General features: G+C 52.2%; 18 protein-coding genes. 10 read left to right on the top strand and 8 right to left on the bottom strand.

The genetic code is table 11. The features are described from left to right. Nucleotides 1-22: 22 nt before the first annotated feature. The 6 genes from DN611_RS01970 to DN611_RS01945 form a co-directional block, all read right to left on the bottom strand. A complete protein-coding gene (locus tag DN611_RS01970; protein ID WP_119310521.1) occupies nt 23-2323 on the bottom strand; it encodes a pyruvate formate lyase family protein in 2301 nt (766 codons plus the stop codon). 144 nt (nt 2324-2467) lie between these two features. Then, nucleotides 2468-3694 (bottom strand): substrate-binding domain-containing protein, encoded by a 1227-nt coding sequence (locus DN611_RS01965; protein WP_160117390.1) that lies wholly within the window; start codon nt 3692-3694, stop codon nt 2468-2470. Nucleotides 3695-3748: 54 nt separating this feature from the next. Beyond that, nucleotides 3749-4708 carry a glycyl-radical enzyme activating protein gene (locus tag DN611_RS01960; protein ID WP_302201476.1) on the bottom strand — a complete coding sequence of 320 codons (960 nt, stop codon included), beginning with the start codon at nt 4706-4708 and terminating at the stop codon, nt 3749-3751. Between the two features lie 58 nt (nt 4709-4766). Then, entirely contained in the window at nt 4767-5930 is a 1164-nt protein-coding gene (locus DN611_RS01955) for a sugar ABC transporter permease (protein WP_160117388.1), read from the bottom strand. After that, the gene (locus DN611_RS01950; protein ID WP_119310517.1) at nt 5908-7452 is read right to left on the bottom strand and encodes a sugar ABC transporter ATP-binding protein; all 1545 of its coding nucleotides are present in this window, start codon (nt 7450-7452) and stop codon (nt 5908-5910) included. Before DN611_RS01950 ends, DN611_RS01955 begins: the two co-directional genes overlap by 23 nt. Nucleotides 7453-7482: 30 nt before the next feature. Further along, complete coding sequence (locus DN611_RS01945) at nt 7483-8658, bottom strand: Gfo/Idh/MocA family protein (protein ID WP_119310516.1); 1176 nt, start codon at nt 8656-8658, stop codon at nt 7483-7485. Nucleotides 8659-9453: 795 nt separating this feature from the next. On the opposite strand from DN611_RS01945, the gene DN611_RS01935 reads away from it, so the two are divergent. The 5 genes from DN611_RS01935 to DN611_RS01905 all read left to right on the top strand — a co-directional run bounded on the left by DN611_RS01935 (nt 9454) and on the right by DN611_RS01905 (nt 14528). Then, the gene (locus DN611_RS01935; protein ID WP_119310515.1) at nt 9454-10221 is read left to right on the top strand and encodes an IS3 family transposase; all 768 of its coding nucleotides are present in this window, start codon (nt 9454-9456) and stop codon (nt 10219-10221) included. Next, nucleotides 10158-10307 (top strand): IS3 family transposase, encoded by a 150-nt coding sequence (locus DN611_RS17215; protein WP_367949910.1) that lies wholly within the window; start codon nt 10158-10160, stop codon nt 10305-10307. The genes DN611_RS01935 and DN611_RS17215 overlap by 64 nt, the downstream gene beginning before the upstream one ends. A gap of 585 nt (nt 10308-10892) precedes the next feature. Further along, entirely contained in the window at nt 10893-11891 is a 999-nt protein-coding gene (locus tag DN611_RS01925) for a tyrosine-type recombinase/integrase (RefSeq protein ID WP_119310513.1), read from the top strand. A gap of 11 nt (nt 11892-11902) precedes the next feature. Next, the gene (locus DN611_RS01920) at nt 11903-12169 is read left to right on the top strand and encodes a hypothetical protein (protein ID WP_119310512.1); all 267 of its coding nucleotides are present in this window, start codon (nt 11903-11905) and stop codon (nt 12167-12169) included. 1378 nt (nt 12170-13547) lie between these two features. Further along, a complete protein-coding gene (locus DN611_RS01905) occupies nt 13548-14528 on the top strand; it encodes a putative ABC transporter permease (protein ID WP_025544950.1) in 981 nt (326 codons plus the stop codon). Between the two features lie 49 nt (nt 14529-14577). On the opposite strand, the gene DN611_RS01900 is transcribed toward DN611_RS01905, so the two are convergent. Together DN611_RS01900 and DN611_RS01895 are read right to left on the bottom strand one after the other, a co-directional pair. Further along, nucleotides 14578-15744: a cation diffusion facilitator family transporter gene (locus DN611_RS01900; protein WP_174232990.1), complete on the bottom strand. Its 1167-nt coding sequence runs from the start codon at nt 15742-15744 to the stop codon at nt 14578-14580. 145 nt (nt 15745-15889) lie between these two features. Beyond that, nucleotides 15890-16501, bottom strand: coding sequence for a hypothetical protein (locus DN611_RS01895; RefSeq protein ID WP_021748477.1), 612 nt, complete (start codon nt 16499-16501; stop codon nt 15890-15892). A gap of 173 nt (nt 16502-16674) precedes the next feature. On the opposite strand from DN611_RS01895, the gene DN611_RS01890 reads away from it, so the two are divergent. From DN611_RS01890 to spoVAE, 5 genes are all read left to right on the top strand, one after another. Next, on the top strand, nt 16675-17139 hold the full coding sequence (locus DN611_RS01890) for a hypothetical protein (protein WP_119310508.1): 465 nt from the start codon (nt 16675-16677) through the stop codon (nt 17137-17139). Between the two features lie 76 nt (nt 17140-17215). Continuing rightward, on the top strand, nt 17216-17611 hold the full coding sequence (locus DN611_RS01885) for a hypothetical protein (RefSeq protein WP_119310507.1): 396 nt from the start codon (nt 17216-17218) through the stop codon (nt 17609-17611). 95 nt (nt 17612-17706) lie between these two features. Continuing rightward, a complete protein-coding gene (gene spoVAD / locus DN611_RS01880) occupies nt 17707-18726 on the top strand; it encodes a stage V sporulation protein AD (RefSeq protein ID WP_021748480.1) in 1020 nt (339 codons plus the stop codon). 217 nt (nt 18727-18943) lie between these two features. Continuing rightward, the gene (locus DN611_RS01875; protein ID WP_119310506.1) at nt 18944-20668 is read left to right on the top strand and encodes an ammonium transporter; all 1725 of its coding nucleotides are present in this window, start codon (nt 18944-18946) and stop codon (nt 20666-20668) included. 118 nt (nt 20669-20786) lie between these two features. Next, a complete protein-coding gene (gene spoVAE / locus DN611_RS01870; protein ID WP_021748483.1) occupies nt 20787-21143 on the top strand; it encodes a stage V sporulation protein AE in 357 nt (118 codons plus the stop codon). Nucleotides 21144-21301: the final 158 nt, after the last annotated feature.

Here is a 21301-nt window from a genome sequence, read left to right as displayed (position 1 = left end):
TTCACTGGGATCCCCTTTCAATTCAAATTGTGTGTTTTGTTCTCTTGATCAGGCTATCCTGCACCTCTTTCGAAAGTGCAATGAAATAAGCGGACAATCCCCCCAACCGGACCCGCAGATTTTGATACTTTTCCGGCTCTCTCTGCGCCTTCTCCATGGTCTCTCGGTCCACGCCGGTCATCGTCAGCATTAAACCGCCAAGTTCCAGAAAAGATTTCATAAGAGCAACAAGCCTGATCAATCCCTGCTCACCGCAAATTTCTCCCGGATTAATCTGCAAATCCAACGGTCCTCCGATTGCATACGGCAGCAAGTCCGGTTTTGTTACAGATTTGACTGCTGCAGTGGGGCCAGATATATCCATGCCAATAGCCGGTGAAAAATTGCTGCCCAGCGGCTCCTGAGCCAGTCTTCCGTCAGCTGTTGCACCCACATCGTGCCCAAACTTAGCATAAAACTCAAATGTCGCAATTCCGCAGCCAAGAATATAGTCGGATGGACAATCCTTGCGAACGCGCTCCACAATTTTTGCGTAGTCGTCTAAGAGCCGAACCGCCAGGTCATCAACCTCAGGCTCGTCATTCCCAAATTTGGGGATTCTGTTTAAGAGCATTTGTCGGAAGCTTTCCTGTCCGGCAAAATTACTCTTCAATATTTTTGCAAAATCAGCCAGAGTCAACGCCTTATCTTCAAAAACCAGTTTTCGGATTGCTGTCAGAGAGTCTACCGTGCTTGCAAATCCTGTAATCATGAAGCAGAAAAACTTATACTTGGCTCCGCCGTTTGAATACTCTCTGCCTCGTGTGATACAATCATCCATCAATGCGGAAAGCAGGGGTGAGGGTGCAATTTTATAGCGCGCCTTACTGTATTTAATTTTATTTTTCATCTCCAGGCGCACAAAGCGTTCTAATAAAGCAAGATAGGATCTGTAAAACGCCTCAAATGAATCATAGCTGTCTATTGGAGGAATATCTTCACATTCCAGCCGGTTGCGCACCAAGCTATATCCATTTTGCAGCAGATATTCTAACTGTTGCAAAATCTCTGTACCGCAGAATCCGAAATTCGTCTTCCCAGGAATCAATGTCTCCCAGCAGCCATCGTTGGCATAGTCGCGCGCATCCTCAAGGGGAATGCCCATTTTGCACAGTCCAGGAATGATTTCATCATCATTATACAAAACCGGTTCTCCCGATCCCTTCCGCAGAATATCCGCACACAGTTCAAACAATTCTTGCGGGCTGTTTTTATGCAGCCGTACGGACATTACAGGAACTATCGCCTCAAGATATGACCAATTTTTTAAAATCATATATGTCAGCTCATTTGTTGCATCTTTGCCATCCCGTGTCTGTCCGCCTAAAATCATATTAATCAGCCAGTGATTAGCGGATGTGCCAAAATTGTAGGATTCGTCATTCGCATAGCCTGCGGAAGCAGCTGACCCTTTCAGCCTTTCGGGATCTGCTCCATTATATTGTGTATCCTGTTCGGTCAAATGCATTTCCCATTGTTGCGGATCAAGCTGTACCCGCTCGCTAAATTTTGCAAGCCAACTGCCAACCAGTTCATCGGCTTGTTCCGCTGTGATGACATGATTATCAATATCGCGTCTGTAGTATGGGTAGAGATATTGGTCGGAGCGTCCAATCGGCAAGAATTCCATCGTACTGTGAAACAGTACAAACGTTATCCAAAGAGACTGCAGAGCCTCATGAAAACTGCTCGGCGGATTTTCCGGAACTCTTGTGCAAATTTTTGACATCTCAAGCAATTCCGCCCGCCGAGCCATATCGTCGCAAATCTCTGCTTTTTCCATCAATAGTACGGCGTAGCGCCGAGCCAGTTCGCCAACTGCATCCAAGCTGATCAAAACAGATCTGTAGAAATCATACATTTCTTGATCTGTCTCCCGCAAATCCTCTTTCTGCTTCAGGCTCGTGTAAATCTCTTGTCGGATTCCTTTGAGGCCCAAGGTCAAAAGCTTTTCGTAATTTGCCGGATGATGTCCAAAAACGGATTTCTCCGTATAAGATGATTGGGCCGCCTCTTCCTTTTCCTCGGGTAAAGCATAGGAGGGAAAACATTTGCCGAAGCCAACCGAGGCCATCGTCGGAACACCAACAATCAGCTCATCATCTTTAACTTCGATTGGCATATTCCTCGCTACATGTAATACGGCCAGAGACTTTCTAACAATAAGCGGCTCAGACTTTACCTCTTCGTTTACAAGAATTGTCTCCCCTTCACCCCACCATGATTTACGAGTTACATACTCTCTGTTAAATAATCTCTCTTTAATTTTCTCAATTCTTTTCATATATGCCTCCTATCAGTGCAGAGAAAGTTTTAAGTCCTCCAGCGTTGCACCACGCTCACATTAGTAAAGGCAAGTAGACTTATTTATGGTATAATGCGGTAACCTATAAGGTCACCGCATTATACCTACTTTACTACCGTAGCTTTATTGCTCCGCAAGAACCTCATCCAAGTCAATATAAGAGCCTTCCAAAACTTCAGCCATATTGTCTTTTGTAATAACGCTTGCGCCCATGCTGATCGTGGGAATGTTTCCGTAGCCATTGTTCGTATTATAGTTCGGCTCAATATGGGGCTTAACATTCAGTTTTGCAGCCAGGCAGCTGTTCGCCAGTTCCTGAACCATCTGGGTAATATCCTTATAAATCGTCATGGACTGAGTTCCTTCCATCACCCGCTTAAGCGCAGCGCCCTCACTGTCCATACCCGTGACAACCACTTTCCCGGCCAACCCTTTTTGCTCGAGGACAGAGATAACACCAGAAGCAATGCTATCATTCATACACATAAAAACGTCAATGTCATTGTCCGCCAGTGTCAAAGCGGACTCTGCGTGCTTCATCGCCTCTTCCGCTTTCCAGTCCTCGCAATTCTGCTCCAGAACGATATTGATGTCACCGCTGTCCACATACTGCTGGATATCGGTCATCATGCCGGCATAAATCTGGGGAACATCAGTAATTTGCCGTGCATCACCTTTCAAAATCACAAAATTCCCGGAAGTAATGCCTAATGTATCCACAATATACTGGGAATGCAGCTGACCAAGGAGCGTGTTGTCAGTATTGCAATGATAGGCCACTGGGCAATCTACCGGGAGGCGGGTCTGGCTGACAACGGGAATTCCCATCTCAGCAATTTCAGTAAGAACCGGCCCAAGCATGGAAGCGTCATGAGCGCCGACCCAGATGGCATCTACTCCCTGTGCCGCGAGACTCTGGAGCTGCTGAATCTGGCGATCAGCATCATTATCCGCAACCAAGATCACGGCCTCATAACCACGCTTTTCGGCATCCTCTTCAATCAGAGTCATCTGAATCTGCCAAACTTCTTCCTGCACAGTAGGCATAGACATGCCAATCTTGTATTTTTCACCGTTTTCCTTCAGCGGCCACTTTCCGTCCTCCTGCAAAATGGAATCAAATTCCGGGAGATTGGCCCACGCTTCCTTTGAAGGGTCTGTAATCGGCACCGGGTCATTGCTGGACGTTGCTTCCGCATCATCAGTCCCGCTATCAGCCGTATTATTTCCAACGTTTTCTTCCATTTCTCCCTGCGGAGTTGTATCCTCCGGGCTCTCCTGGCTGCAGCCCGTCATCAACAGCATACACATTACCAAGATCATCGCCAAAATACGAGTCATTTTTTTCATACGTGTCATCTCCTTCAAGTAATTCGTCATAACAATGTTTGGGGCTAATTGGCGTTACCCTCCATATCCTCCTACATTGACGTTCAAACCGTAGCCCTCAAAAATACTGCGGGCACGCTTTAAAATATCGGGGCTTGGTTCATCTTTTCCCGCCAGCAGATAATGTCTGTCTAACGATTTCCATTTAGACTCTCCCAATTGATGGAAAGGAAGCAAATGTACCTGATATGCCCCAAACTTCAATGCATACTTTGCCGTATTGCGCAGGTTCTTCTCGTTGTCATTAAAATTTGGAATCAGCGGAACCCGGATAATTAGAGGTTTCTGCATTTTTTTAATTACCTCTAAATTTTTCAAAGGAAGCTCATTTCCAGACCCCGTATACTTTTTGTGCATTTCTGTGTCGGTATGCTTCAAGTCAAACAGTACCAAATCTACATTTTCCAGCAGGCGTGTAAAATCTTCCTCACAGCACACACCACAGGTTTCTATGGCGGTATGGATCCCGAGCTGCTTTAACCGCAATAACAGTTCGCAAGCAAATTCAATGTGTGCCACAGGATCTCCGCCGCTTAGCGTTACACCGCCTCCTGAATATTTATAAAAGACCTCATCCTGTAATACTTTTTCTATCACCTCTTCTACTGTGTATTTCCTGCCAACAATTTTTCGTGCTCCAGAAAAACATACTTTGACGCATTCTCCACATTCAACGCAGCGGGTCCGGTCAGTTACGATTTCTTCTCCCTTCACACTCACTGCCTGCTTCGGGCAAGCAAGGATACATGCGCCGCAATGGATACATTTGCTTTCAATACAAAAAAGCTGCGGCTGCTTACGCTGGGTTTCCGGATTATGGCACCAGATGCATCTTAAAGGACATCCTTTAAAGAATACTAATGTGCGGATTCCCGTCCCATCATGAACCGAAAACCGTTGTATGTCCGTTATCTCTGCCTCTGCATTCATCTCCTCTTTCACCCCCATTGCTTTGCTGAAATCCTCGCATCCCATATTTCTCACAAGTACCTGCTGTGTGAAAGGCATCAGTGGCCATGCCAAATTTGTTCACTTACTCGGCATTTTTCTTGCTGGAAATATCGATACTAACCGCAATCAAAAGAACTGCGCCTTTTACGATATACTGAAATGTCGAATCCAAATTCATGAGACTCATGCCGTTTTCCAGGCTTGCCATCATCATCGTACCGATAATGGCGCCTATAACTGTACCAGAGCCTCCTAAAGTACTGGTTCCGCCAACGATGCAGCCGGTAATTGCGCTAAACTCAAAGCTCTGCCCAACCATGGCAGTTGCCTGCCCCACACGCCCAAGGAATACAATGCTGGCAATCGCTGTGATCAGGCCCATAAACGCATAAACAATCATCTCTGTGCGGGGAATATTGATGCCCGCCAGCCTCGCCGCATCTCGGTTACTCCCCAGGGCATAAATGCTGCGGCCAAGCGTCGTACTCTGTGATAAAAATGTAAACATGGCAGCCAATAGGAACAGCAACACGATTGCATAGGGAATTCCCTTATACTCCAGAAGCACTACGAGCAGCAAAATCGAAAGCCCTACGACTACAACTATTTTGAAACTCTCCAGCCGGACACTTAACACAGGAAGCCCATAGCTTTTCTGTGAAAGTCTCTTTTTCAATGTGTACGCAACAAACAGGCACATAGTCAGCACTACAAAAATGATGCTGGCACTATTTAGCAGAAACCCACGGCCCATTTGCGCAAAAGAATCGCTTACCGGCCCTTGAGCCTTTCCCTCGCCAATCAGCAAAGTCAGCCCTTTAAAGATCAACTGTCCGGCCAATGTTGCAATGAACGCAGGAATCCTTCGGTATGCGATCCAGTATCCATTCCAGCAGCCGATGAGAGTTCCTATAATCAATGTAAAAAGAATGGTTGGCGTTGTCCCCAAATTATGCTGCGTCTGCAGCACTGCTGCAAAATTTGCCAAAAAGCCGAGCACTGCACCCGCCGAAAGATCAATGCCGCCTGACACCATTACCCAAACCATACCGATTCCTAAAATTGAAAAGGTGCATCCCTGCAGCAGCAGATTGCTGAGATTCAGGCTTGAGAGAAACACACCGTCTGTCAATATCTGAAACAGAAGGAAAATACCCGCCATTTCTATAACCATTGCAAACTTCGTGATATTTCCCCGGATGTCGATCTTTAACACTTGGTGTTCATTCTGCTGAGCTTCCAACATATTCACCTCTTTCTCCTGACGCACAATACAATATTTTTTCCTGAGTTGCATTTTCTCTTGTCAGTTCTCCATTGATCGTTCCTTCATGCATTACATAAATTCGATCACTCATTCCGAGAATCTCCGGAAGTTCCGAGGAAATCATAATAATCGCAACGCCTTTGGACACCAATTCATTCATAATCTGGTATATTTCGTATTTTGCGCCGACATCCACTCCTCTGGTCGGTTCATCCAAGATCAGCACTTCTGGTTTTGCCAACATCCATTTTGCCAAGATTACTTTCTGCTGATTTCCGCCGCTTAACGTCTCTGTGCATTGATCAACATCTCGCACCTTGATATTGAGGTCTTTTACATACTGCTGGGCCTGTGTAATTTCCAAATTTTGATTGATGGTCCATAAGTGTGTCAATCGCTTTAGACTTGCCAAGGACATATTGCGTTTAACGTCATGCGATAATATTAGGCCGTATTGCTTTCTGTCTTCTGACACATAGCCGATCCCCATTCGGATAGCTTGCTCCGGTGATCTGATTTGGACTTTCTGTCCATTAAGCCACAATTCACTTTTTTCATCTGCCTTGAGCATTCCAAATAAACTCAGTGCAAACTCCGTGCGCCCGGCACCCATCAGTCCAGCAATCCCGAGTATTTCCCCTCTATATACGCTTATGTTGACATCATCAACCAACTTTTTCCCAGGCTGCTTTGTGTTCATAACGGTCCACCGGTGAGTTTCCAAAATCTTTTCCCTGCGCGTGTGTGCCTGGTGTGGAAATCGCTGAACCAACTCACGGCCAACCATATAGGATATCAGCTTTTCTTCATTAACTTCACTAATCCCCTTTGTAACGATGGTCTGGCCATCTCTAAGTACTGTAACGCTGTCTGCAATTTGAATAACTTCATTTAACTTGTGGGAAATATAAATGCATGTTGTTCCATCTCTTTTCAATTCCTTCAATATCCCCATCAAGATTCCCACTTCTATTTCGGTTAAAGAAGCTGTTGGCTCATCGAGGATAATCAATTTTGCTTTTTTATTAAGAGCTTTGGCAATTTCAACCAGCTGTTGTTTGCCTACTCCCAGTGAACTGACCATGGTTTTGGGCGATTCTTGCAGCTTTACCGTTCTCATAAGGTCTGCTGCAATTTTGTATTGTTCGTTCCACTGGATTACCCGCTTTTTTCTCAATTCATTGCCAAGAAAAATGTTTTCGCAGATGTTCATGCTCTTAACCAAATTCAGCTCTTGATAAATAATCGCAATCCCGGCAAGCTCCGCATCCTTTGTGCCCCGAAAATGCTGCTCTTCGCCACCGAGTATCAATCGGCCTTCATAGCTTCCATCTGGATATACTCCACTGAGAATTTTCATCAATGTGGACTTACCTGCTCCATTTTCTCCGACTAAAGCGTGTATTTCCCCTTTTTCCACCTCGAAGGAAACATCATCTAGTGCTGTAACACCATGAAATCTTTTGGTGATATGTTCCATTTTTAGCATGCACTTTTCCAATGTATCGTCTCCCCCATTCTAAATCAAGCGTCATCCGAAAGCAGGAATATCTATAACCTTACCGCCCTGCATAGCAGACTGATGGGCACAAATTCCAACGCCGGTCCAATACGCTCCCATGATGTCATCCGGTACGCAGGGACGCTCCTCTATGATGGATCTTACGAATTCATGCACTAAGTGTGGATGAGATCCACCATGCCCGCCTCCTTGCTTAAAGGATAAATGCGTGTTTTTGTCGTTATAAACCGTCTGTCTCGTAAAATGGGCAATTTCTTTCGGCAACCGGTCTGCGAAATCAGGGATCTCCACCCGTTCTTCTTTAATTTCACTGCCGCGGAAAAACCGTTCCGGGTCTCCATCTAATTTATAAGTTTCCACCTCACGAAGCGCCCCTGTTCTCGTATAGAAAACTGGAGATTCACTCGCTAACTGTTGCCACTCAAAGCTCTTCTTCTCACCATAGATGCGAAAACATTCAGAATAACTGCGGGCAACGCCATACAAAAAGCGCTCCATTTCTATCGTCAAATCACTGTTTTCAAGTTCAATCAGCGCACTTTCGAATGCAAACGGAGAATTATACTGCGCAACTAACTCATCCCGGATTTTCCCGGAACCTCGTCCATACACACGTTTGGGCAAATGTCCCGCCAGCATCAGGCAGGGTGCTACTGCATGCGTGGGATGCATAAGAGGAGGAAAGCCATTCCAGTAGGAAGGCCAGCCTTCCATATCCTGATAATGGGCGCACGTCATATACTGTATGCGCCCCAACTCGCCCTTTTCATGCAGCTGCTTCACATATAAAAATTCCCTCTGAAAAACCGTAGTCTCCATAAACATATAATTTTTATTGGATTCCTTGCGCGCTGCAATGACCGCATTCAATTCATCCAAAGATAACCCCATTGGGATCGTACATCCGCAATGCTTCCCGGCTTTCAGCACTCGAATTGAGAGCGGTGCATGCGTTGCTGGTGGCGTGACAAGGTGCACCGCGTCAATGTCTGGGTCATCCAAAACTTCCTGGATTTCGCATGTACAGTTCTCTTCCGGGATTCCATACCGATTTTGTGCAACGTGCAGTAAAGATGCGTCCGTATCCACAAGATAAACTTTCTCTACATCGGGGTGTTCCAGATAAATCGGAACAAATTCCAGTCCAAAGCTTAATCCGACAACAGCAACGTTTAGTTTTTTCATTTTTGATCCTCTCCTCTTTTCCAAAATCTTTTATATGTTGGTTTACATGTTGTAAAAATTACGAGTTTTTAGGGTCCCTGCATTCCTATGAATACGAAAGGGGAATCAAGTTTCCATGCTCACAAAAGTTGAATCCGGGTTTTGGTTATTGAAATGGTATCACCAAGGAATCCTTGAAGAAATAGATTATTACTCGAAGCTTTTAGACTATTCCGAGAATCTTCTGAAAAATATGATTTGGAACTGATAAAATTTTTGCTCTTCTCTGTCTGCCCTATATAATAAAGCAACTCCTCATTCAATTTCGTGTTGTCAATTGCGCCAGAGGCATATGCTTCCATGAGCCAAAAAGGCCAGAAATACAGGAGAAAGTTGGGATTATAGAAAAGCACCTCGAAAAATATGTGAGCAGGTCCAGAAAAAACGGGCAGTGACAAAAACCCCCTGATGTAGGAAAACAGACTACATCAGGGGGTATTGCTGTGAGCAAACGAAATCATACACATATACAGGTAGTGCTGCCTGAAATCAAAGCTATGCTGGCAGAGGGGAAGGCGCAGCGGGAAGTAGCGTCATATTATAGATTTTTAATAAATATGTGGTGAAACATTTGCTGGCACGAGAACGCAGGAAAAAACGAAAACAGGAATCAGGGATCCTTTCTCGGCCCAAAGGACGGCCAAGGAAAGACGCCTTGCCGAGAGATATTGCAGCGGAGCAGGCCAATGAGATCCGGTAGCTGCGCATGGAAAACAAGCTGCTGCGGGATTTTCTGCGATTCATGGGAAGGAAGTGATGCCGAGGGTAAAATGCCACATCATCTATCGGCACAGAGCAGAGTATCCAGTAACAGTTATGTGCAAATTCTTTGAAGTATTCAGGAGCGGCTATTATGAGTTTGTCCAGTGCCTTGGCAGACCGGGGAAGGACACAGCTCTTGCAAAAATCATTGCCGAGCAGAGAAAGCGCAGCTTCCGCACCTATGGCTACCGGCGGATGTGGCCATGGCCGAAAAGCCGGAATATCTTCTGTAATCCCAAAACCGTGCTGCGGATCATGAAGAAGCATGATCTGCTGTCTGATATCCGCCGGCGCAGAAAGTGGCAGCAGATGGGGCAGCAGGTCCACAAGTACAAAAATCTGCCTAACAGGGAGTTTCACGCGGACAAACCCAACAGCAAATGGGTAACGGACATCTCCTGCATCCACGCCAGGCAGGGCGTACTGTATCTGTCCATGATCCGGGAGCTCTACGGCAACAGAATCGTCGCCTACAAGACCGAAACACAGCAGACAGTAAACCTGGTGTGGGACACCATTCGCCTGGCCATGAAGAGGGAGAAAAAGAGAGCCTCCGCGGAGTTGCAGCTCCACAGCGACCAGGGATTTCAGTATACCTCTCAGGCGTACTTCAACCTGGCCCAAGCATACGGCATTACACCGTCCATATCAAGACGAGGAAATCCGTATGAAACGCCATGGCGGAAAATTTCTTTTCCATCCTCAAGACTGAGTGTATCTGCCGCCATAAACCGGCCTCATTACGCGAGGTCAATGAGATGATTGACCGCTATATCCGCTTTTACAGCCACGAGCGTATCCAGTTAAAGACTGGAGAGGCGCCGCCGATGCGACGCCTCTCCGCTTAAAACTTGATTTTTCCTGCCAGGGTTCTTTTTTGTGCTGTCCGCATAATTTGGGGCGGTTCAATATCGTCTTCGGGGTGCTTTGGAGAGAACTGCTAAAATTTAGATATTTCTAAAAACTATATTGGTTATCCTGTTTTACAGTTGATTGCCCTAATTGCTTTGGCTATTAAGCCCAAGCAAAGATAAAAGAACTTTTTGCTGATGACCTGAAAACCGTTGATACATTTAAGCCCTATAATTACATTCCGACTGTAGGAAAACCTCAAAGCCATAACGGCTCTAAGGCTTTTTCCTTTTCCGCTGTGTGCGTTGCGTTTACACCATTTTGCACGATTATATACACTTTTTGCTGTCTTGCGTGGTACATATGGGGTACAGGTCCGGGGGATAAAATAAAAGCAGGGAGCTTTTTTAGCTCCCTGCTTTCTTCTTTTCCGGACGGGGCAGATCCCCGCGAAAGTAGCTCTCGGACCTTATCGAGGGTTTCCTGCTGGTGATTTTCTGCTGAAGAAATACTTGTTTAAATTGAAACGGAAATGTGAATCTGTAAGAGGATAAATCTTTTAATCCAAGGATTAAAAATAATTGGTATATGCAGATTACTGGATTGCCCTTCAGGAAGGACATCTGACCTACGGTACTTTTGAGGATTATAAGAGCATCATCAATAGGCATATCAAGCCATCAATGAAGGGACTTCGAATGCGCGATGTGTTGCCAGATGACATCACACGAATGATGAAAGAAGTGGCCAATTTTAGCAAGTCAGTCCATGATAAAACCTATATGCTTGCAAAGCAAATGTTCACAAATGCCTATGACAATAAGCTTATCTCTGAAAATCCATGCCCCAAAATGCACGCAGGAGGTCGTGATCCAGTGGAACGTCAAGCTCTTACGAATGAACAGATGACTACCCTTATTGAGGCGGTCAAGGGCACAAGGGCCTATGTCTTTTGTATGATAGGCTTATACTCCGGCCTTCGCCGCGAGGAAATCCTTGGCCTCAAGTGGGACTGTGTCCGGTTGACAGGGACACCTTCAATCCTTGTAAAAAGGGCCTGCCGGTTTGTCCACAATCGTCCAGTTGTTGAAGAGCGCCTAAAAACTAAGGCGAGCAGGCGCGTGATCCCTATTCCGCCACAGCTGGTACAGTGCCTGCAGGAGGCTAAGGCAAGTTCCAAGTCCTGCTACGTCATAGGAAATGAGGATAACACTCCTTATACCGAGACACAGTTTAGGAGCATGTGGGACTATGTGCGGAATCGGACAGTAGGCAACAAATCCTACTATCGGTACCGTAATGGTAAAAAGGAACTATACTCGTTTGAAGCCAAATTGGGAGAACAGGCTCAAAACAATCCAAAGGTAAAATATACGATTGATTTCAAAGTCACCCCGCACATTTTGCGACATACGTACATCACAAACCTATTGCTTTCCGGTGCCGATGTCAAAACAGTTCAGTATTTGGCCGGCCATGAGCGGGCATCAATCACCCTCGACATATACACGCATTTGGTATACAATAAGCCTGAAGAGTTGATGGAAAAAGTTCAAAGAGCGTTTCCATCATCAGAATGAGGCCTCTTTGTATGGACATTGCGGAAGCTGAGAAAGATGAGGGAGCAGGAATGAAGGTGTACATCGAGAGGACGGCCGTAATGAACGTACTTGAGCAGTACTATCCTGGCGTAAATGAGCGATTGTACATTGTCAAGGATATTACTTCTCTCCCCGCCGCCGACGTTGCACCGGTGAGGCATGGAGATGGGCGGAATACGATGGGGCCGATAAAGGGTTCCACTACTGTTCCGAGTGCAAAGGGCAAGCTTTCAATTACGAGGAAAATGGAGAGGTGATTGAGATTCTTTCAGGTTGGTGCCCCAACTGCGGCGCTCGCATGGACAAGGAGGACAACTATGTACGGAACGACTGAAAAGAAAATCACTCACATCATAGATGAATCCCGCGAAAAGGGATGGGGCGGATTTGTCAATACTGTTTGCGGGAAGTGGATTCGCCCAGACTGGTTAACTCAGGACAGGCCGGATGGGACTAGGATGTGCAAGCTGTGCGCCAAGAAGGAGGCCACCATGAAGTTTCGGAACCCTTAGACGGGGAAGGTTTTTGATGTTACTGAAGGTGCACCAGGGACAGGATTCTGTAGTGGGATTCATTGCTTTGACTGTCCAATACATAGTGAACACCCGTATTGTAAGGAATTTATCAATGCCCGCCCCCACGAAGCCGCTCGCCTGATGGGGTACGAGGTGGTGGAGGACGATAAAGTGGTCGAAACCGACACGGTTAAAAAGGAGGCCAACATGGGCAAGCCATTGAAGGACTGAACGCTTGGAGAGATCCAAGAGCGGTGTTATCAATACAGGAAATCCCACACAGACAAGCCGTGTGAGCAGACTTGTCCCAATTTATCAGAGGGGTATTTGCTCTCTTAAATGGGTGCACTAGTGGAATTTAGACGACAAGCCCCGCTTCACCCAGAAGGAGGTGGAGAGGGCGAAGGCGATTAAGGTGTTGTACCCAGAGGCAGACAGCCTTGATGAATGCGATCCGCAAGTTAAGGTATTGAACACCAAATTTGTTATGGCAACGTTAGATACAGCATTGTTTCCATCTCTTCGTCCCAGCGAAACCGTCACCCTTGACGAGATCATCGGAGGCGCGGCCAATGCCCAAACCTAACGCCATGCTTGCCCGCATTGAAGCCGCCGCTAAAGCACGCTATCAGGCTCGCCTTCATACTTCTATGGACATGCTCCTTCAGCTGGGACAGGATGCTGCCGCTATCGCTACCCATGTAGTCTTTCAACTTGGCCCAGGCGGAGCAGAGCAGTTTTTTGTGGCCTACCGAGAAGCTATCAACGATATGGCCCGCCGTGTTGTAGATTCGGAACAAAAAAACGATTTTGGAAAAACTGTTTGGCCGAAGTTTGAGGTTACAAATGAGGTTACAGACGAAATAAATCGAAAAAAATCCAGTGTTTTCAAGGGTTTCCGACGTCAGGGCGTAAAAAATACGGCCTCAAGGCCGCCCGTCGGGCTCCCCAGTTCTCCAAGCGCTGATTCTTCGATTGCACTTTCAAAAATCCCGCCACAGCAATGTGGCGGGATTTTTTCTTGTACTCCTGCAGCCCCTGCACAACGGAGCGGCACTTGCCTTCACGCCCTCCGTGTGCTACTATATCCCACAACGGCAAATTTCGACAGGAGGTTTTTATGCAGACAAAGGATCTATTGGATTGCAGTCAGGACGTCCTGCGTGCGGAAAAGGCGCTGGAAGTTCAGTATGAGGAGTATTACGAACAGCTGGCCGACCAGCAAAGCCTCTCTCCGGAGGAGCAAGCCGCCCTGCGAAGCGACGTGACCCGGGAGGTGGAGATGCTGGAGGATGCCTCCTCCTGCCTGCGTCAGGCCCATCAGTGGGCCTCCGACAAGGCCGACGAGCTCACCACCCGCCTGCGGGAGGGGCAGGAGAGCTCCCAGCGCAAGGGCCTCTTCCGCCGTGCCCCCGCCAACTCCGTTATCGACCTGGAGGAGGAGCAGGCGGATAGCTTTGCCTCCGGCGTCAACTTTTACAAGGTCGCTTTGATCTGCATCGCCGGCAGCTTTGCGGGCGTGGTGGTGGAGATCCTGTGGTGCCTCTTCCGCAACGGGTATATCGAAAGCCGCTCCGGCCTGGTTTACGGTCCCTTCAACCCTGTCTACGGTATCGGCGCAGTGGTGATGACCCTGGCCCTGTACCGCTATCGCAACCGCAGCTCCTCCATCTCCTTTTTCGGCGGAGCTGTGGTGGGCAGTGTCATTGAGTACCTGCTCTCCTGGGGGCAGGAGACTCTCTTCGGCTCCACTTCCTGGGATTACAGTCGGATGCCCTTCAACCTCGACGGCCGGATCTGCCTGCTCTACTCTTTGTTCTGGGGCATTCTGGGCGTCCTGTGGATCAAAAGCCTCTATCCCCGGGTCGCTCAGGTGATTTTGAAGATCCCCAACCGGTTCGGCAAGGTCCTCACCTGGGTCCTCACCATTTTCATGGTCTTCGACTGCGCCATGAGCCTGCTGGCAGTGGACCGCTGGTCCGAGCGGGTCCGCGGAGAGACCCCCGTCTCCGCCGTGGATGTGTTTTTTGACGAGCATTTCCCAGACAGCCGCATGGAGCGCATTTACGCCAATATGGAATTCGGCACGAATCCAGCCTGATCGGCGCAGCAGAGCGGCGGGCGCTATGCGCCCGCCGCTCTGCTTTCTCTTACGTATAGGACCGCTCCACGTTCACCACGGCGTAGTAATTGCCGTCCAGCGCCCGCACGGCGCTGCGGATTTTCTGCTCCACCTCCTGGTCCGTGAGGCGGAAGCCGAAGGGCACCACCGCGTCGAAGATCAGGTTCGTATGGGTGGGTCCCGCTACCATGCGGAAATCGTGGATGTCGATGGCGTCGTCGATGCAGTGGATCAGGGTCTGGACCCGCCGCCGGGTCTCCTCGGTGACGCCGTCGTCCGTCACCACCGGGTCCATGTGGATCACTGCGTCGCAACCCAGCTTCTCCCGCAGCTCCTTCTCCACGTTGTCGATCTCATCGTGGAGGGCCAGCACGTCCTCGTTGGCGGGCACCTCCGCGTGGAGGGAGATCATCACCCGGCCGGGGCCGTAGTCGTGGACGATCAGATCGTGGATGCCTAGAATGGTGCTGTGGGCCATCACCAGATCCCGGATGCGCTGGACGAACTCATGGGTGGGCGGCGTGCCCAGCAGGGGGTCCAGCGTGTCCCGCACCGCATTGATGCCGGACCAGAGAATAAAGGCCGCCACCAGCACGCCGCACCAGCCGTCGATCTCCAGGCCCGTGAAACGGCCCACCAGCGTGGCGATCAGCACCGCGGCGGTGGCCACACTGTCGCTGAGGGAGTCCATGGCGGTGGCCTCCATGGCGGGAGAGGCCAGCTTCTTCCCCAGCCGCCGGTTGTAGAGGAACATATACAGCTTCACCAGAATGGACGCGCAGAGGATCGCAAAGATCAGCGGGCTGGAGTCCACCGGTTCCGGATGCAGGATCTTCTCAATGGACGTCTTCCCCAGCTCCAGGCCCATCAGCAGGATCAGGACCGATACCGCCAGGCCGGAGACGTACTCCATCCTCCCGTGGCCGAAGGGGTGTTCGGAGTCCGGCTTCTGCCCCGCCAGCTGAAACCCCACCAGTGTCACGAAGGAGGACCCGGCGTCCGACAGGTTGTTGAAGGCGTCCGCCGTGATGGCGATGGACCCGGAGAGGGTGCCCGCCAGAAACTTTCCGGCGAACAGCAGCACGTTCAGGCAGATGCCCACAATCCCGCAGAGGACGCCGTAGGCCCTGCGGGTCTCCGGCTCTTCCCGGGCCGGGTCCGGTTTGATAAACAGCCGCGCCAGCAGTGAGATCAAAGCAGGTTCCTTCCTTTCCATGGGGCCGCGGCCCCGGTGTCTATATCCAGCCGGGCATCTCCGGCCAGGAAAAAGCCGCCCTGCGGCGGCGTGGTTTTGGGCCAGGGTGCGCTTTTCCGTCCCATGGCCGGACCGGTGGAGCGGATCAGTTCCGCTTTCCGGGGATCACCAGCTTCATGTGGCAGCAGAGATCGTCCAAGTCCCGGTCCGTGGCGGCCGGGATCCGAAGCTTGGCCCCGCAGTCCCGGCAGATGAGATCCACGGCGCTGCGGCGGATCTCCATACCGTACCGTCCGCTGCCGCAGGCGCAGGTGATTCCATCCGGCCGGGCGGCGATATCCTTCAGCTCAGACAGGATCTCGTACATGATGACGTTGTCCACAAATGCCTCTTCGCCGTCCTCCTGCTGCTGGTGCTCCTTCTCCGCCAGCACCGCCAGATCCCGCAGGTTTTTCTCCACCGTCCCCTCCGGGCCGATAAAGCAGCAGAATTGCCGCGTCTTGGCGCAGCCCAGGGCGGTGGCGCCCCGGAGCACCCGCTCCGGCGGGCAGTGGGCCTCATGGGTCTCCCCGCAGATGCCGCAGGGGACGTAGATGTGGTACTCTGTCCCGTCGAACTCCACCTTCAGGGCAGACTTGCCGCAGGCGCACTCCACCTCGGCGTTGGATGCCTCCAGCGCAAAGACAGATCGGGTCCCCATGACGGTTTTGCCGCACTGGGGGCAGAGGTATCCAAATGTCCGCATCTCTTCTTTCATGGTATGCGCCTCCTGACCGGGATGTTTCCATTAGATGAAGATTATACCACCACGCGGAACAGTTGTACAGAGTTTTTTGAACATTAGCAGAGGCTAACTGCCCGTTTTCTCTGAAAACAGGTCTGTTCAAGTCGTTTTTTCTGTGCTATGATGGGGCAAAAGGAGGGAGCTGTATGTATCATCTGCTGTCCGTGTCCTCTGCAATGCTCATCTCCTTTTTGATCGGCCTGCTGTTTGCCGCTATGTGTGCCATTGTGGGCCGCCAAAAAGGGTATTCCACTGCATTGTGTATCCTGCTGGGCTTTTTTGGCAGGCTCATTTGCTTGCTTATTCTGATTCTTCTACCAGATCGGATGCAGGAGCAGTACGAGTCCGACCATCTGAAGCAGGAGCTGTCCTCTCTACGCCAACGGATGGCCGAACTGGAGCAGGCTTTGGAACCAACGCCCGCCCCGGAGCCTGCCGCCCCGGCAGCGGATGCTCAAGCAGCGCCCCCCAAGCGTCCGCCGGACGCCCCTGCCGTCTTTCCCGCCCGGACGGAGGAGGTCATCGCCTGCCCCCGGTGTGGCCGCCACCAGAAGGGCAATCGGGATTCCTGCTACGCCTGTGGCCTGCCGTTTCAATATGAACATGAATAAGTACAGGAGGTGCCGCTATGTTTGCTGCGCTGAACCTTGATGCGAACGACGCCTCGATCTCTCCCTCCTGATCGTCATGGCCTGGGCAGTCATCAGCTTCTTCTGTGGCCGTTATGGCCGGGAAAAGGGCTACTCCTTCTGGTTCAGCTTCCTGTTGTGCCTGTTGGGGCAGCTGATCGGTCTGCTGGCAGTGCTCCTGCTGCCGGACATCGCCCGTATCCGTGCGGACGCCGTAGGACGTGACCGCGCCCAGGATCAGGAGATCGCCACATTAAAGGCGCGCCTGGCTGTTTTGGAGAGCGGATCTGGCACACCTGCTGGCACCCGAGTTGAAAGCCCGCCTGCCGCCCCCGCCGTCTTTCCCGCCCGGACAGATGAGGTCATCGCCTGTCCCCGCTGCGGCCGCCGCCAGAAGGGCAATCGGCATTCCTGCTACGCCTGTGGCCTGCCGTTTCGATATGAACAGGAATGACCTTTCAGAGGTCCGGCTTCCGCCGGGCCTCATATTTTTGCCTCTTTGGGACAATCTAGCTACGAAAACTTTCTTCAATTGCGAGGTGGCGCATCATGAATGACAAGCGTCTGGGCCGCCAGACCGTGGCCCTGGCCCATCCCCCCTCCGTCCTCTCCTTTTCCAATATTGGGGGGAAATTCGAGGGCCAGGGCCCCCTGGCGGACTTTTTTGACGAGATCAGCAACGACTCCTTCTTCGGGGAAAAGACCTGGGAGAAAGCAGAGTCCGCCATGCAGAAGACGGTCCTTCAGCGAGCGCTGGAGAAGGCGGAGCTGACGCCGGAGGACCTGGACTATATCCTGGCCGGAGATCTGTTGAACCAGTGTATCGGCTCCTCCTTCGGCCTGCGGGACTTCCGGGTGCCCTTCTACGGGCTCTACGGTGCCTGCTCCACCATGGGAGAGAGCCTGAGCCTGGCGTCCCTGCTGATCGATGGCGGCTACGCCGACCGGGCCGCCGCCCTGACCTCCTCCCACTTCTGCACCGCCGAGCGGCAGTACCGGATGCCGGTGCCCTACGGCAGCCAGCGGACGCCCACCGCCCAGTGGACGACCACTGCGGCTGGCTGCACCATCCTGGGCAGCGACGGCCCCGGCCCCTACGTCACCCACGTCACCTGCGGCCGGATCGTGGACAAGGGCATTACGGACGCCAACAACATGGGCGCCGCCATGGCCCCCGCAGCCTACGACACCCTTTCCGCCTTCTTCCGGGACACCGGGTACAAGCCCGCGGACTTCGACCTGATCCTCACCGGTGACCTGGGAGAGCTGGGCCACGCCATCGTCCGGGACTTCTTCCAGCGGGACGGTGTGGACATGGGCCCCCAGTTCCAGGACTGCGGCCTGCTGCTGTATGACCGGAAGCACCAGGATATGCACGCCGGAGCCTCCGGCTGCGGCTGCTCTGCCTCCGTGCTCAACGGCTATCTCCTGCGCAAGATGCGGGAGGGCAAGTGGAAGACCATTCTCTTCGCCCCCACCGGGGCGCTGCTCTCCCCCACCTCTTCTGGCCAGGGGGAGTCCATCCCCTCCATCTGCCACGCCGTGCGCCTGAGCGCCGTCCGGGAGTAATTGGTCAACCTATATAAATTTCGGATAAATTTTTGGCGGATTCAGCAGATTTCTTGTGAAGAACGTGTCTTGACGCTGTCCGTCTACCGTGGTAAAGTGTTCTCCATCAAAGGCAAGGGCGCCTGTGAGACCATCTCACAGACGCCCTTGCCTGTATTTGTTCCAAGGCGCGGCGTGACGCGCGGCCGCCGCCCGTGGTGATTTAGGAGGGAACACGATGTATTCATCAGTCAACACCATCTGGGTCCTGCTAGGCGCGGCGCTGGTCTTTTTGATGCAGGCGGGCTTCGCCATGTGCGAGGCCGGCTTCACCCGGGCCAAGAACACAGGCAACATCCTCATGAAAAATCTCATGGACTTCTGCATCGGCACGCCGGTCTACTGGCTGCTGGGCTTCGGCCTGATGTTCGCCAGCGGCGGGGCCCTGATCGGCGGCCTGGACCCTATGGTCCAGGGGGACTACTCCGCCATCCTGCCGGAGGGCGTGCCCCTGTTCGCCTATCTGATCTTCCAAACCGTTTTCTGCGCCACATCCGCCACCATCGTCTCCGGCGCCATGGCGGAGCGAACAAAATTCCTCTCCTACTGTATCTATTCCTTCTGCATTTCTGCCTTCATCTATCCCATCTCCGGCCACTGGATCTGGGGCGGCGGCTGGCTCAGTGATCTGGGCTTCCACGACTTTGCCGGCTCCACGGCGGTCCACATGGTGGGTGGCATCTGTGCCTGTATCGGCGCCGCCATCCTCGGCCCCCGACTGGGCAAATACGACAAGGACGGCAAACCCCGGGCCATCCTGGGCCACAGCCTCTCTCTCGGTGCCCTCGGTGTGTTCATCCTGTGGTTCTGCTGGTTTGGGTTCAATGGGGCCTCTACCGTCTCCATGACCGGAGACAACACCCTGGTCTCCGCGGGGCTGATCTTCGTCAACACCAATATGTCTGCTGCCGTCGCCTGCTGCGTCACCATGCTGTACACCTGGCTCCGCTATAAAAAGCCAGATGTGGGCATGACGATGAATGCCGCCCTGGCGGGACTGGTGGCCGTCACCGCCGGATGTGATGCGGTTTCCATCGGCGGCGCCGCCATCATCGGCATCGCAGCCGGCCTGCTGCTGCCTATCTCCGTGAACTTCTTTGACTCTGTGCTGAAGATTGACGACCCGGTGGGCGCCATCTCTGTCCATGGCGTCTGTGGGGCCGCAGGTACCTTGCTCACCGGACTGCTGGCAGTGGACGGCGGTGTGTTCTACGGCGGCGGCTTCCATTTCTTCGGCGTTCAGTGCCTGGGTGTAGCGGCCACGGCGGTCTGGACCATTGTCACCATTACCATTGTGTTCCAGGTGCTCAAGCATACCATCGGTCTGCGGGTTTCACCCGAGGAGGAGGTCAAGGGACTGGACATCACCGAGCACGGCCTGCCCACCGCCTATGGCGGCTTTGCCTTTGCCTATGACGATACCCCAGACGGCGCTGCTGTACTGAATCCTGCCGCCCCGGCCGCCGCGCCGGTCCCGGTGCAGGAGGCGGTGCCGGTGGAGGTGGTCACTGCCCCGGCAGATGCGGTATCCGCTTCCCCCGGCGTCAAGATGACCAAGGTAGACATTCTCTGCAAGATGGAGCGGTTCGATGCCCTGAAGCGGGCCATGTTCGACATCGGCATCACCGGCATGACTGCCATCAACGTCATGGGCTGCGGCGAACAGCGGGGCAAGACCGAGGGCTACTTCCGGGGGGCCAGGGTGGAGGCCACTATGCTGCCCAGCATTCAAGTGTCCATTGTGGTGTGCAGGCTGCCTGTGCGCCTGGTGGTAGAGACCGCCAAAAAAGTTCTGTACACCGGCCATATCGGCGACGGCAAGATCTTTATCTACGACGTGGAGAACGTCATCAAAGTCCGAACCGGAGAAGAGGGATACGGCGCACTCCAGGATGCGGAATAAACATCTCTTTTCGCCCCATGGTTTCATCACGGCCCGGAGATCTGTGTCTCCGGGCCGCACTGCATAATCCCGCCGGAACCGGGCACACTGCTCTTATGAAAAGAGGGGGAGACATCTCATGGAATATCTCAACGCGTTTCTCTGCGGCGGTATCCTGTGCGCCGTGGGACAGATCATCATCGACAAGACTCAGCTGACCCCCGCCCGCATTCTCACCGGATACGTGGTAGTGGGCGTGCTGCTCAGTGCCCTGGGGCTGTATGAGCCCCTGGCCCAGTGGGGCGGCGCCGGGGCCACGGTCCCCCTGACAGGCTTCGGCCACACGCTGGCCAAGGGCGTCCGGGAGGCGGTGGCCTCCGATGGCTGGATCGGCATCTTCACCGGCGGGCTCACCGCTGCGGCGGGGGGCGTCACGGCCGCCGTGGTGGCGGGCGTGCTCATGGCGGCCATCTTCCGGCCGGGGGACAAGCGGTAAGGGAACCGGGGCCGCCGCGGCATTCGTGCCCGCAGGCGCATCAAATTCTGGGTTCAGCCGCCTCCTGCGCACGGCCGAAACCACTTCCCGCCCCATCTGTGCAAGACCTGTCCGTCTCCTATGGCGGGCAGGTTTTGCGCGCTGGGTCTGCAGCTCTA

The sequence above is a fragment of the Oscillibacter sp. PEA192 genome (assembly GCF_003574015.1).
Lineage (GTDB): Bacteria > Bacillota > Clostridia > Oscillospirales > Oscillospiraceae > Oscillibacter > Oscillibacter welbionis.
This window is presented reverse-complemented; position numbering and strand designations above follow the sequence as displayed.

What these genes read in the sequence shown, in the direction of transcription:
- DN611_RS01895 (WP_021748477.1), bottom strand. Translation starts at nt 16,501, where the DNA reads ATGAAAGAAGAGATGCGGACATTTGGATACCTCTGCCCCCAGTGCGGC.
- DN611_RS01960 (WP_302201476.1), bottom strand. Translation starts at nt 4,708, where the DNA reads ATGGGATGCGAGGATTTCAGCAAAGCAATGGGGGTGAAAGAGGAGATG.
- DN611_RS01970 (WP_119310521.1), bottom strand. Translation starts at nt 2,323, where the DNA reads ATGAAAAGAATTGAGAAAATTAAAGAGAGATTATTTAACAGAGAGTAT.
- DN611_RS01890 (WP_119310508.1), top strand. Translation starts at nt 16,675, where the DNA reads ATGTATCATCTGCTGTCCGTGTCCTCTGCAATGCTCATCTCCTTTTTG.
- DN611_RS01945 (WP_119310516.1), bottom strand. Translation starts at nt 8,658, where the DNA reads ATGAAAAAACTAAACGTTGCTGTTGTCGGATTAAGCTTTGGACTGGAA.
- spoVAE (WP_021748483.1), top strand. Translation starts at nt 20,787, where the DNA reads ATGGAATATCTCAACGCGTTTCTCTGCGGCGGTATCCTGTGCGCCGTG.
- spoVAD (WP_021748480.1), top strand. Translation starts at nt 17,707, where the DNA reads ATGAATGACAAGCGTCTGGGCCGCCAGACCGTGGCCCTGGCCCATCCC.
- DN611_RS01965 (WP_160117390.1), bottom strand. Translation starts at nt 3,694, where the DNA reads ATGAAAAAAATGACTCGTATTTTGGCGATGATCTTGGTAATGTGTATG.
- DN611_RS01885 (WP_119310507.1), top strand. Translation starts at nt 17,216, where the DNA reads ATGGCCTGGGCAGTCATCAGCTTCTTCTGTGGCCGTTATGGCCGGGAA.
- DN611_RS01955 (WP_160117388.1), bottom strand. Translation starts at nt 5,930, where the DNA reads ATGTTGGAAGCTCAGCAGAATGAACACCAAGTGTTAAAGATCGACATC.
- DN611_RS01905 (WP_025544950.1), top strand. Translation starts at nt 13,548, where the DNA reads ATGCAGACAAAGGATCTATTGGATTGCAGTCAGGACGTCCTGCGTGCG.
- DN611_RS01920 (WP_119310512.1), top strand. Translation starts at nt 11,903, where the DNA reads ATGGACATTGCGGAAGCTGAGAAAGATGAGGGAGCAGGAATGAAGGTG.
- DN611_RS01875 (WP_119310506.1), top strand. Translation starts at nt 18,944, where the DNA reads ATGTATTCATCAGTCAACACCATCTGGGTCCTGCTAGGCGCGGCGCTG.
- DN611_RS01935 (WP_119310515.1), top strand. Translation starts at nt 9,454, where the DNA reads ATGCCGAGGGTAAAATGCCACATCATCTATCGGCACAGAGCAGAGTAT.